The sequence below is a fragment of the Vibrio sabulosilitoris genome (genome assembly GCF_055391395.1).
Genome location: NZ_AP029599.1, coordinates 1515196 through 1527819 on the forward strand (window position 1 = coordinate 1515196; position 12624 = coordinate 1527819).

Here is a 12624-nt window from a genome sequence, read left to right on the forward strand (position 1 = left end):
TTAATAAAAAAAGAGAGGCTTAGTGCCTCTCTTTTTTTTATTTCCGATTTGGGAGAATCGAGAATCGAGAATCGAGAATCGAGAATCGAGAGTCGAGAAGCGAGAGGTGGTCGCTGTGAAAGCACAGGTTATCTGCGATTAACATCACTAGCTTTGAGCTTTCAAAAACGAAAAGCGCATAAGTATGGCGCTTTTTCACTGTAACTACCCTCGATTACGACCACCCCGGCTCTTGAAGGGCGCTAGCCAGCTCAAGTCTCTCGCTTCTATAGTGGAGACGCGAGAAGGAGTGGAGAAGTGAGAAGGGGTCGTTGTGATAGCACAGGTCGTCCGCGATTAACGTTGGTTGCATTAAGCTTTCAGAAACGAAAAGCGCCTAAATACGGCGCTTTTTCACAATAAATACCCACAAGTAGGGTCGCCTCGCCTCTCGTAGGGCGCCAGCCCGGCCTCGCTTCTCGATTCTTTGTTTACCGCTTCTCGCAGGACGATAGTCCGATCTCGCCTCTCGCCTCTACTACCACTAGCTACGACGAAGACTAAAGCGATAAAACGCAACAGCAAAAGCCAAACCAAGCACAGTGCCGATAAAATGAGCATCGATGGCGACGTTGGCGTTGATTAGGCTGGCGGTTTCCGCTGAGGGGCCGACGAGTTGCTCCCACGCGACTTTGGCGCTGATGCCTATCACTAGCAGCCAACTGCTGCGGCGGCCATTGAGGGCCTCATCCAGAGCGTAGAAGGCGAACACACCGTGCAGGACGCCAGAGAGGCCGAGATAAACGTCGACATCGCCAGCAAAGTTGGTTAGGCCGATACATCCAGATAAAGCCAATAACAGCCAAGTTAGCTGCCTTGGTGCCGGTTGGAAGATAAACACCATTACCCAAAATGTGGCAAGGTTAATCAATAGATGATAGGTGTTGGTGTGGCTAAAGTGTCCGGTTATAATCCGCCACCATTGGCCATCCAGTATGTATTGTCGGTGCCAACTGACGTACACTTGCGTGCTGTCAAATTGCAGTATGAGCGCAATGACGCTGACGATTATCACGACTAAGTAGGGTTTTAAACTATGTCTCACCATCAATCCCATGGTTCACGTTATTGCCAAAAGTGCGGTAAGGCCAACAAAGCGTGTATCTGTGAGCATATCCTTGCCCTGAAAGCCCAAACTGAGTTGATTATTCTACAGTATGATTCCGAGCAAAATCATCCACTTGGTAGTGCGAGAATTCTATCCTTGTCGCTGGAAAACGCGCGACTGTTTATTGGTGAAGACTTTTCTGAGCATCACGAGCTCAATCAGCTACTGGCTCAGCCTAATTACCAGCACTATATCTTGTACCCAGGTGAACAGGCGATTGCACTGAAGACACTGTCAACCAGCGCAACCAACAAGAAAGTTCGCCTTATCTTGCTCGATGGGACATGGAAAAAAGCCTACAAGATGTGGCAACTTTCAGCAAACTTGCAAGCGCTGCCTTGTGTGGCCCTGCCAAGTGATATTCGTGGTGATTATCAGATCCGCAAAGCCCCCTCTGATAATGCACTTTCCACGGTGGAAGCGGGGTATCATGCACTATCAATTTTACAGCCAGAGTCAGATTTTTCGCCGCTGTTGGAGGCATTTCGCTCCATGATCCAGTTCCAAATTGATCAGATGCCTCCAGGCGTGTTTGAGCGCAACTATCTGCGCTCAGAGATGTGAGGAAAACAACTGCTGGTGAAGTCTTTTCGCTCGACCATCTGTCATTGCCGCTACATAGTCACAAATGACCCGCATCTGCAAATCTCTGTTTGGTGCACGACGCCACAGGTTCTGCTGCTGGATCGGCAATAGCCGCTCAGGGTCGCCACTGAGTGCCTCAAACAGCTCCATAATGATTTGCTGCCCTTTGTATTCAGCGACTTGTACCTCCGGTACTTGGATAACATACTGGCTGACAAAGCGCTTAAGAATATCCAACGCAATCGCCATCTCCCGTGTGAGCACGGCGTTGTAGCGTAACAGTGGACTGTTAAACCCAGCCTCTACACACTCCAGCGATATGCTGGTGAGCAGTGCATTGACCATACCTCCGATCGCATCTTTGCGCTGATGGTGTAGGCCTGAGAACAGCATCTCGCTGATTGAGTTGATATGCTGCTCGAACCACTCATCACCCGACTCAACCAGTTGCGTTGCAGCGGCCTCCTGCCATTGTTGACGTGAGACCATACCCAACACAATCGCATCCTCTAAGTCATGAACACCGTAGGCGATATCATCAGCAAGCTCCATAATTGAGCAATCAAGCGACTTGTAGCGGGTCTTATGATGCTGATGCTGCGGGTCATAATTAGGACGAAACTGACGGAAGAGACTGCGCTCGTCGTCACCAAGCGGTTGGCATACCCATTCGAACAGAGCAATGTCACAATCGTATATCCCCTTGGCTGGAGCCCAGTCTTTAGCGCGTATTTGCCTTTGCGTTGTAGGGTATTTGGGGGCTTGGCGACAGTGTGCCTGGGAGATGAGCGCTGGGTACTTGATCAGTCCAAGTAAGGTTCGACGTGAGAGGTTCATACCAAAGTGCTCAGTATAAGGCTCAAGTTGAGTCACAATACGAAAGGTTTGGGCATTGCCCTCAAAGCCACCATGATCACGCATCATGTAGTTGAGGGCATTTTCTCCACCATGCCCATAGGGAGGATGGCCAATATCATGCGCAAGACAGATGGCCTCGATCAGCGCCGCGCTCGGCAGTAAATCTAGGTTATCGCTCTGCTTCTTTTTTATCTGTGCAACAATGCCTGAGCCGAGCTGTGCAGCCTCGAGGGAATGCGTAAGTCGAGTGCGATGAAAGTCATCGACACTACTGCCGTGGACTTGAGTTTTCGCCTGTAGACGACGAAAAGCGGCAGAGTGAAGGATCCGAGCACGATCGCGCTGAAAGGGGCTGCGATGATCATCACGGCGGATCTTGTGTTCGTCATCGTGACGGTCATTCCATCGGGCACAAATAGGCATGGGTTAATGACTTCCTTTTCCAACGGTAATCTGGGGTTTAGGTTATCTCATCGAGCGAGAGGCTAAAGCTTGGGGCAAATACTTCTAAAAAGTACGTCATCTCGGGTGTGCGACGCTGCTCAAGTGTGACATCCAGGCGCTTTTTGGCTAGCTCAAACTCATGGTTACCCGCACTGATCTCTTCCAGACACTTAAGATAAGCACACAGGGTGTCCGCTTGCTTGACGATCTTGGTGTCTTCCTCGTGCGCTTGGTGAGATAACAAGAAGGGCGCAAAATCCTGCTGAAATTCCTCAGGGAGCATAGACAGAAGTTTGTCCTCTGCCGCAGCCTCAATCTTTTTGTACTCTTTGGCAATCTCTGGATTGTAGTATTTCACAGGAGTCGGTAGATCGCCGGTCAGCACTTCACTGGTATCATGATACATGCCAAGCAGGGCGATACGTTCTGGGTTTAGGTTCCCAGCAAACTTTTTGTTTTTTATCACCGCCAGCGCATGAGCAACAAAGGCAACTTGTAAGCTGTGCTCAGAGACATTTTCTAGCGAGACGGAGCGCATTAGCGGCCAGCGTTGGATAAGCTTCATCCGAGCAAGGTGAGCAAAAAAATGACTGGTTTGCATACGACTTCCTTTTGACCGTCATTATCGATGTGAAAACAAAAAGACACTCAAACGAGTGTCTTTATATTTCGATTGATACGTCTATGTTAGCGGCTTATTGCGAATAAGTAGACAAGAATTTTTCAAAGCGACCTATCGCTGTTTCGAGATCATCGAGGTGAGGTAGTGTCACGATGCGGAAGTGATCCGGCTTTGGCCAGTTAAATCCAGAGCCTTGAACCAAAAGAACTTTCTCTTGGATAAGGAAGTCGAGCACCATTTGTTGATCATCGTGGATCTTGTAGCGTTTAGTGTCGATTTTTGGAAACAGGTACATCGCCCCCTTTGGCTTCACGCAAGAGACCCCTGGGATCTGGTTGATCAACTCATAGGCGCGGTCGCGCTGTTCGAGCAAACGCCCGCCCGGCAGGATTAACTCGTTGATACTCTGATAGCCACCAAGCGCAGTCTGAATAGCATGTTGCATCGGCACATTGGCACACAAGCGCATCGAAGCGAGCATATCTAGACCATTGATATAGCCTTGTGCAAGGTGCTTCGGACCAGTGAAGAACATCCAGCCGCCGCGAAAACCACACACGCGATAGGCTTTAGATAGACCGTTAAAGGTCGCAACGAGAACATCCTCGGTCAGACTCGCTACCGAGGTGTGCACCGTACCGTCATACAGTACTTTATCGTAGATTTCATCGGCAAAGATGATCAACTTGTGCTGACGCGCGATCTCAATCAACTCGAGCAGAAAATCTCGGCTGTAGACAGCACCGGTTGGGTTGTTTGGGTTGATGATCACTAGGCCACGCGTTTTCGGCGTGATCTTGGCGCGAATATCATCAAGATCAGGGTACCAGTCAGCTTGCTCATCACAGGTGTAGTGCACTGCGTTACCGCCCGATAGCGCAACGGCTGCGGTCCATAGCGGGTAGTCTGGTGAGGGGACCAGCATCTCATCGCCATTATTGAGCAGAGATTGCATCGCCATCACGATCAGCTCAGACACGCCATTACCGATATAGACATCCTCAACGTCGAGGCTGCGAATACCTTTTTTCTGGTAGTGTTGAACAACCGCTTTGCGCGCGGAGTAGATACCTTTGGAGTCGCAGTAACCTTGAGAGGTCGGCAAGTTTCTGATCACGTCGACCAAGATTTCATCTGGGGCGTCAAAACCAAAAGGGGCCGGGTTGCCGATATTCAGCTTAAGAATTTTATGCCCCTCTTCCTCCATTTTTTTAGCATGTTTCAGTACAGGACCGCGTATATCGTAGCATACATTGTCGAGTTTGCTCGACATGACGATATTTTCCATTGTTAAACCCCAAATAAATGATACTTTCTATCATTAAACCATAGAAAAATAAGGTTTGATAGAATAAAAGCCTGTAAGGCGTTATTAAATAGCCAAAAGATTGCAAAGCGCTGAGTTGTAACCGTAGTCGTAAGAAGAGAAATGGGGAACAAATATCAGACATTTGTGCTTTAAACTGCGCACTTTTCTTGATTTGAGCCGTTGCAATCAATACATTAGCTTTCTAATGATAGAAACGATAGTTCTACAGATCTGATCGCAAAGTGTATTATCACCACCGATCACTGAGATGAGGATACCGAATTGAACTTCGCTGCCACGATGACTTCGCTGATTGAACAGATCAGCACAGCGCCAGCCGAACAGGTGCGATTTACCCAGCCCTTGGGTGATCAATTCGTGGTGGAGAAACATCAGTTGGTGGATTGGTTAGATGCTCAGCCCTTGTATCCCAAGTTTTTCTGGCAAGACCGTCAAGGTGATGAGTGTGTCGCCGCGCTTGGGCAGATGTACACCTTTCACCAACCAGCGCCAGCGTATACGATTTTGGCACAGCATCAGCGTGTTTGGGGGGGACGTGCGTTTTCTCCTATTAGTAAGGGAGCACCGCGCTGTCTCTCTTCGCTATTTTTTCTGCCGATCATCGAGCTGATTCTACAAGCCGGAAAGTGGTGTCTGGTTGTTAACACCAACCGCTCGCGAGACGATGCTATCGCGGCGCTTAACCGTCTGACTTTTGAAATAATCCCACAGCAATGCTCGACGCCCAAAGTGCTTTATGCCTCCCATAACCCTGAGCAAGCGCAATGGGATCAGCTTGTAGAGCAGGCGTTGGGAGAGATTGAACAAGATAAGTTTAAAAAAGTGGTCTTGGCGCGCAAGTCTACGCTTGAAATAGCACAAAAAGTGTCGGCAGCGGCGGTGATGAAGGCCAGTATTGCTAACAATCACGACAGCTTTCACTTTTTGTTTGCCATGGATGCCGGGCACAGCTTTATTGGTTCGACACCAGAGCGCCTTTATCGGCGTGATGATCGAGTTCTGCTTACCGAGGCACTAGCCGGTACCATCGGTCGTGGCGTTAATGACGAGCAAGATCAGCAGCTGGCACAATGGTTGGCTCAAGATGACAAGAATCTACAAGAAAACCAATATGTTGTGGATGATATCGTAGAGCGTTTAACGCCGCTGTCTGAGTGCATTGAGGTAGAAGAAAACACCGAGTTGATTCGATTGCGCCGTGTGCAGCACCTCAAGCGCTCGATTTATGCCCAGCTAAAGGATGAGGTCAGAGGTGACAAACTGCTCGATGCCTTGCAGCCCACTGCAGCAGTCGCCGGCTTGCCGCGCGAGCCCTCGATGCAGTTTATTGATCAGAATGAGCCATTTCTGCGCGGCTGGTATGCAGGCTCGGTAGGCTATTTAAGTCATGAGCGGGCCGAGTTTTGTGTTGCGATCCGCAGCGCTTTGGTGATGGATCGCACGGTACACCTGTTTGCTGGAGCGGGGATTGTTGCCGGATCCAAGGCTGAGTATGAGTGGCAAGAACTCGACAAAAAGCTAGCGACTCTGCTAACACTGCTGGTAGAAGAGAAAACCGAAATTAGTGGAGTGTGCCCGTGAGCCAAGAGCAAACCCAACTCAATCGCGTCTGGAGCCATATTGTGCTCGAAGAGCTCTATCGCCACGGGGTTCGTGATGTCTGTGTTGCCCCGGGCTCTCGCTCAACACCGCTGACGCTCGAGGCGGATGCGCACCCAAACCTTCGACTTCACACTCATTTTGATGAGCGCGGGTTGGGCTTTTATGCCCTGGGCCTCGCCAAATCGAGCACCGATCCAGTTGTGATTATCGTCACCTCCGGCACTGCGGTAGCCAACCTATTACCTGCGGTCGTTGAATCCGGACTTACCAAAGAGCAGCTGATTGTACTGAGTGCTGATCGGCCACAGACGCTGATCGACTGTGGCGCCAATCAGGCGATCAATCAAACCGGCATATTCTCTAGCCATGTAGTGCAAAGTCTCGACTTACCGAGTCCTAGTCGTGATTACCCTTGGCTATTAACCACGCTTGATCAAGTTCTCTTTAACCAGCAGCAGTCGGGAGGCAGCATCCATATTAATTGCCCTTTCCCCGAGCCACTCTACGGCGAGGTTGATTGCGAGCTGTTACTCAAAAGCCAACCTGAGCTTGAACAATGGTTAGCTCAAACCATACCGTATTGTCGCATTGACCAACGCCGCGCTGTCGCGCCGCTTGATTGGGCGCTAACCCATAAAAAGGGTGTATTGATCTTAGGCCGGCTTAGAGTGGAGCAAGCTGAGCAGGCATTGCTTTTGGCTGAGCGTTTGGGTTGGCCAGTATTGGCAGACCCACAGTCGGGCGTGAGCAGTGACTGGGCTCACTATGACCTCTGGCTGCAGACAGAGAAGGGGCAAGACATACTGCAAGGCTGTGAGTGGATTGTGCAACTCGGTGATCGCGTCGTCTCCAAGCGTCTCAATCAATGGATTGAGCGGCAGGTACGTCAGCACCATGTGTCCTATAAGTTGATAAGTGAGTTAAATCAGCGCCTTAATCCAGACCATCTTGCGCAATATCGGGTGATAACCGAGATAGACTCTTGGCTTGCCGGTCTCACAGAACACCTTAGTGATACCCAGCCAGCTTGGTGTCAAGCAGACGATAACTGGCGAGCGCAGGTTGCTGAACTCGTTGCACAGCAGTGTCAGTCCAACTCACTGACCGAGCTTGGTGTTGCGCGCTGGGTAACCAAACAGACATTGGCCAAATCACTGTTTATCGGTAACAGCCTGATTGTGCGCTTAGTTGATATGGTGGGGATAGCCCAGAGCAAGCAGGTATACACTAATCGCGGCGCATCGGGTATTGATGGCTTGGTAGCAACTATGGCAGGGGTACAGGCACACCAACAGCAGCCGATGATCATGGTGCTGGGTGATACCTCTCTGCTCCATGACCTAAACTCACTCGCCCTATTGAGGCAACAAACCGCGCCTACGCTGGTGATTGTGACCAACAACGATGGCGGCGCCATCTTTGACTTGTTACCGGTGCCCGCCAAACAGAAGAGTAGCTTGTACCAGATGCCACATGGCTTTGATTTTCAACATGCTGCATTGCAGTTTGGTCTTGAGTATAGTGTGGTCGATACCCTGTCTGACCTAGAAAGGGTAGCCCAAGAGCACTTTAGTTGTGGACCGTCTCGTCATGGGTGTGGCGCACGAGTGATTGAAGTGAACACACCGCCGGATCAAGCTTTCTCCCATATCAAACAGTTGGTGGCTAGCCTTGCTGCTCTATAGCGATTACCGCCCGCCTAGTGTTGCAAATGATCCCGCTAAACCTTTGCTGGTGTTTCTGCATGGTTTTCTTGGCAGTGGCGACGATTTTGCGCAAGCTCTAGGTTATCTCGCTAACTATCCCACTCTAAGCATTGATCTACCTGGGTTTGGTGCGAGCTACAAGCTAACCTGTCACGATATCACTCACTGCTTAGAGCTTGTCAAAACCACGATTAATCAGCATATTGAGATAAATCAGCACGTGATACTTGTCGGCTACTCGATGGGAGGCCGCCTGCTACTTACTGGTCTCGCCGAAGGGATCTTTACCTCGCTGCCGCTACTCGGTGCCGTGGTCGAGGGCGCGCATTTTGGTTTGAGTGATGAGCACATGCGTAAGTCTCGCCGTAAACATGACGAGCAATGGGCGCAGCGGTTTGAGCGCGAGCCCACAAAGGCGGTGTTGAAAGACTGGTATCAGCAGCCGGTTTTTAGCTCACTCACAGAGCGGCAGAGGCAAGAGTTAATCACTATGCGCAGTCACAACGATGGCCGCTCGATTGCCGCCATGCTACGTATGACTTCGTTATCGGCGCAGGCGGATCTGCGCACGGCACTGCACCGCCAAAGCGTGCCTATCCACTCAATTTGTGGCGATAAAGATAGCAAATTCAAACAGCTTGCCGAGCAAAGTGGTTTTGCAACTACCCTTATTGAGCAGGCTGGACACAATACCCATTATGAGCGCCCACAAGCCTTTGCCCGGGTGCTATGCGAAATTACTGAGTCATTGCTGCTTTGTAAGTGAAGCTCAGTCCGAAAAATCTAGTTAGGAAATAACCATGGCAAAAACAGTCGGAATCAGTGAACAAGAGTTGTACGCACCGGTCAATTGGCAAGATTGCAGCGATGCCTATGAAGATATTCAATTCCATAAGTCGGCAGATGGGATTGCCAAGATCACCATTGCCCGTCCTCAGGTTCGTAATGCGTTCCGCCCTCAAACCGTCAAAGAGATGATCAATGCACTGGCAGATGCGCGTTATGATGAGTCGGTAGGGGTGATCATTCTTACCGGTCTTGGCGAGGATGCATTCTGCTCTGGTGGCGATCAGAAGATCCGTGGCGATTACGGCGGCTACAAAGATGATACTGGTACCCACCATTTGAATGTACTCGACTTCCAACGCCAGATCCGTACCTGTCCGAAACCGGTTATCGCCTCGGTGGCTGGCTGGGCTGTTGGTGGCGGTCATGTATTGCACATGATGTGTGATTTGACAATTGCTGCTGAAAACGCCCAGTTTGGTCAGACTGGACCAAAAGTGGGTTCGTTTGACGGTGGGTGGGGCGCTTCCTACATGGCGCGTATCGTGGGTCAGAAAAAAGCGCGTGAGATCTGGTTCCTATGCCGTTTCTACGATGCACAGGAAGCTCTGGATATGGGATTGGTCAATACGGTTGTGCCTGTCGCTGATCTGGAAAAAGAGACAGTGCGCTGGTGTCGTGAGACGCTTCAACATAGTCCAATGGCCCTGCGCTGCCTGAAAGCGGCGCTGAACGCTGACTGTGATGGCCAAGCCGGTCTACAAGAGCTGGCGGGCAATGCGACCATGATGTTCTATATGACGGAAGAAGGGCAAGAGGGGCGCAATGCCTTTAATGAAAAGCGTCGCCCTGATTTTAATAAGTTTCCACGCAACCCATAAAACTATTTAATTCAATATCTTAATTTAAATGCCTCCATTATGTCACTCCCTTAACAAAGGCTTACATTATGGAGGTTACTTTCTGTAAAACCTGTTCTAAACTTCTGCCACAACTTTCGAACCTGACCTGCCTTAGGAGTCCCCATGCGTTCAGTCAAACTCTACCTTTACCGCCTGCCGATGGATAGCGGCGTGATCCTTCGTGATGAAAAACTGAGTGAGCGCGTTGGGTATGTGGTTAGGCTTAGTGATGGTCATCGCTCAGGGTTAGGGGAGATTGCGCCGCTGCCGGGGTTCAGTCCTGAATCACTTGATGATGTTTATCAGCCGCTGATCAGTGCATGCCAGCATTGGCAGCAGACCGGTGAGATGTTGACTCAAGACTTACCCGCGAGTGCCGCCTTTGGCCTATCCATGGCAGAGCTCGAGCTCGAGGGAGCAATACCAGAGCAAGGCAACTACCAAGTCGCCCCATTGTGCACTGGTGACCCTGATGAGTTGCTGCCTGCCCTCAATCAAATCGAGGGTGATAAAGTGGCGAAGGTTAAGGTCGGACTGTACGAGCCAATTCGCGACGGAATGTTGGTCAATCTGTTTCTCGAATCGATGGGCGATCTCAAGCTACGTCTTGACGCCAACCGAGCTTGGACACTAGAGCGTGCGCTCAAGTTTGCCCAGTACATTCCACCCTCGATGCGCCGACGCATCTCATTTATCGAGGAGCCTTGTCACTCCCCAAGCGATAGCCTGACCTTTGCAATTGAGACTGGGATTGCGATTGCATGGGATGAAACCCTACAAGAAGCGGTGCGCGGGCCAGACTTTCGCCTAGAGGACCTGACTGGAGCCAAGAGTATTGTTATCAAACCAACGCTGATTGGCTCAGTGAACCGTTGTATTGAGCTGATCGATAAGGCCCAGAGCCTTGGGATCCGCCCCGTGTTAAGCTCGAGCTTAGAATCAAGTCTTGGCTTAACTCAGATTGCGCGCTTGGCTCAGTGGAAAACTCCACAAGTGACACCGGGCCTTGATACGATTGGTCTCTTTCAGCGCCAGTTGGAAGTGGCTTGGCCTGGGTGTGAGCTAGCGATGGATTCTATCGAGCAACAAAGCCTGATTTGGCAGGGTTAATCATGCGTCTTCCCTGGCATCAATATGCCGAGGATTGGCCGGATGCGCCAGCCCTAATACACCAGCTTGAGGTCATAAGTTGGGCCCGGCTCGCGAGTCGGGTTGACACGGTTGCGAGTATGCTTGAACAGCAAGGGGTTGTTCACGGTGATGTGGTCTGTCTCTTGGGCCATAACTCGCTAGAGGCGCTGCTGGTCTATTTGGCCAATATCCAATTAGGCGCAATTAGTGCTTGGCTAATGCCTGAGCCCGCCGCGGTGAGCCTGAAAAAGTGTCAACACATTTACCAGCAAGGTGAGCCAGTTAAAGTCTTTTGTAGTGACAGTGACTGGCAAATTTTGCTGCGAAGTGGTTCTAAATCCGGTGTGAGCGCGCTCAATAGGATAGTCATCTCAGAGCATTTTCTGTCAAATGACTCGGGCAACAGTGACTTTGCTAACGGTAAAAGGTTAGATAGCCAATCAATGGTACAGCCAAAGTCGCAAGCCACTGCATTTGAACCACAGCAATTGGTCAGCATTGTGTTTACCTCCGGCTCGACAGGTCAGCCAAAGGCAGTAGCGCATCAATATACTCAACATCAGGCCTCAGCAGAGGGTTTGCTGGCGCAATTTGACTATGCTCGTGATGATAGCTGGCTGCTCAGCTTACCTATGTTTCATGTCTCTGGGCTCGCTATAGTGCATCGCTGGTTGGTACGTGGCGCGAGATTAAAATTGGGGCGTGGCGATCTAATCGCTGATATTGGTGGTGTGACCCACGCCTCGTTGGTACCCGCTCAATTAAAACGCTTGCTAGAATCAGGACAGGATTTGAGACTTAAACGCGTCCTGCTTGGGGGAGCGCATATTCCGCTTGAGCTTGCCAAGCAAGCACAGCAGCTCGGGATTGATACCTGGCTTGGTTATGGTATGACTGAAATGGCCTCGACGGTCACCGCAAAACCTGTCGATGGTCAGCCGGGAGTGGGGAGCCTGCTGGCGAGTCGTGAACTCATACTTGATGAGCAGCAGATACTGGTTAAGGGCGCGACCTTAGCTTGTGGCTACTACTGTCAGGGCGTGCTTCATCCGCTGGTGGATGAGACTGGCTGGTTTCACACCAACGATCTTGGGCGATTTGTCTCTGGGGAGCTCAATATCGATGGTCGAGCTGACAACTGCTTTATCTCCGGTGGAGAGAACATCCATTGCGAGGAGATTGAGTTAGCCACCAATCGCCACTCTGATGTGGTTCAGTGTGTGGTTGTGCCAGTCGAGGATGCCCAGTTCGGTGCACGGCCATTACTTCTGGTTGAGACACGTTCGCCGCTAGATGTGCAAGATATACAGAACTTTCTAGCGCAAGAATTGGTTAAATTTAAGGTGCCCGAGCGTATCGAATCCTTACCCAGCGCCCTTATCGGTAGAGGGATTAAGCTATCTCGTTATCAGGTTAAGCGCTGGGTAAACAGCCACTTCACTGAACTTAAAGTTATTTTCTAGCACCTTTCGATATTTCAAACTCGTTGGCCAAGAAATTATTCTTACTGT

11 protein-coding genes are annotated in these 12624 nt (G+C 50.4%); 7 read left to right on the top strand and 4 right to left on the bottom strand.

Going from position 1 to position 12624, the window contains the following annotated elements; translation table 11 throughout:
- Positions 1-523: 523 nt before the first annotated feature.
- Positions 524-1084 carry a rhombosortase gene (gene rrtA / locus ACZ5R2_RS07265; RefSeq protein WP_464919430.1) on the bottom strand — a complete coding sequence of 187 codons (561 nt, stop codon included), beginning with the start codon at positions 1082-1084 and terminating at the stop codon, positions 524-526.
- Between rrtA and ACZ5R2_RS07270 the strand changes: the two genes are divergently transcribed.
- Positions 1076-1711, top strand: coding sequence for a tRNA-uridine aminocarboxypropyltransferase (locus ACZ5R2_RS07270; protein ID WP_464901633.1), 636 nt, complete (start codon positions 1076-1078; stop codon positions 1709-1711). The two genes, rrtA and ACZ5R2_RS07270, sit on opposite strands and share 9 nt — an antisense overlap.
- On the opposite strand, the gene ACZ5R2_RS07275 is transcribed toward ACZ5R2_RS07270, so the two are convergent.
- From ACZ5R2_RS07275 to ACZ5R2_RS07285, 3 genes are all read right to left on the bottom strand, one after another.
- Positions 1700-3013 carry an anti-phage deoxyguanosine triphosphatase gene (locus ACZ5R2_RS07275; RefSeq protein WP_464901634.1) on the bottom strand — a complete coding sequence of 438 codons (1314 nt, stop codon included), beginning with the start codon at positions 3011-3013 and terminating at the stop codon, positions 1700-1702. The two genes, ACZ5R2_RS07270 and ACZ5R2_RS07275, sit on opposite strands and share 12 nt — an antisense overlap.
- Before the next feature lie 37 nt (positions 3014-3050).
- The gene (gene yfbR, locus ACZ5R2_RS07280) at positions 3051-3635 is read right to left on the bottom strand and encodes a 5'-deoxynucleotidase (RefSeq protein ID WP_464901635.1); all 585 of its coding nucleotides are present in this window, start codon (positions 3633-3635) and stop codon (positions 3051-3053) included.
- Positions 3636-3729: 94 nt separating this feature from the next.
- Positions 3730-4944, bottom strand: coding sequence for a pyridoxal phosphate-dependent aminotransferase (locus tag ACZ5R2_RS07285; RefSeq protein ID WP_464901636.1), 1215 nt, complete (start codon positions 4942-4944; stop codon positions 3730-3732).
- 321 nt (positions 4945-5265) lie between these two features.
- On the opposite strand from ACZ5R2_RS07285, the gene ACZ5R2_RS07290 reads away from it, so the two are divergent.
- The 6 genes from ACZ5R2_RS07290 (at position 5266) to menE (ending at position 12576) form a co-directional block, all read left to right on the top strand.
- Positions 5266-6567 (top strand): isochorismate synthase, encoded by a 1302-nt coding sequence (locus ACZ5R2_RS07290; protein ID WP_464902331.1) that lies wholly within the window; start codon positions 5266-5268, stop codon positions 6565-6567.
- Positions 6564-8273, top strand: a complete 1710-nt coding sequence (gene menD, locus ACZ5R2_RS07295) for a 2-succinyl-5-enolpyruvyl-6-hydroxy-3-cyclohexene-1-carboxylic-acid synthase (RefSeq protein WP_464901637.1) — start codon at positions 6564-6566, stop codon at positions 8271-8273. Before ACZ5R2_RS07290 ends, menD begins: the two co-directional genes overlap by 4 nt.
- On the top strand, positions 8260-9060 hold the full coding sequence (menH, locus tag ACZ5R2_RS07300) for a 2-succinyl-6-hydroxy-2,4-cyclohexadiene-1-carboxylate synthase (RefSeq protein ID WP_464901638.1): 801 nt from the start codon (positions 8260-8262) through the stop codon (positions 9058-9060). Before menD ends, menH begins: the two co-directional genes overlap by 14 nt.
- Positions 9061-9094: 34 nt before the next feature.
- Positions 9095-9961 carry a 1,4-dihydroxy-2-naphthoyl-CoA synthase gene (menB, locus tag ACZ5R2_RS07305; RefSeq protein ID WP_464901639.1) on the top strand — a complete coding sequence of 289 codons (867 nt, stop codon included), beginning with the start codon at positions 9095-9097 and terminating at the stop codon, positions 9959-9961.
- A gap of 144 nt (positions 9962-10105) precedes the next feature.
- On the top strand, positions 10106-11092 hold the full coding sequence (menC, locus tag ACZ5R2_RS07310) for an o-succinylbenzoate synthase (protein ID WP_464901640.1): 987 nt from the start codon (positions 10106-10108) through the stop codon (positions 11090-11092).
- 2 nt (positions 11093-11094) lie between these two features.
- Positions 11095-12576: an o-succinylbenzoate--CoA ligase gene (menE, locus tag ACZ5R2_RS07315; protein WP_464901641.1), complete on the top strand. Its 1482-nt coding sequence runs from the start codon at positions 11095-11097 to the stop codon at positions 12574-12576.
- The last annotated feature ends 48 nt before the right edge of the window (positions 12577-12624 follow it).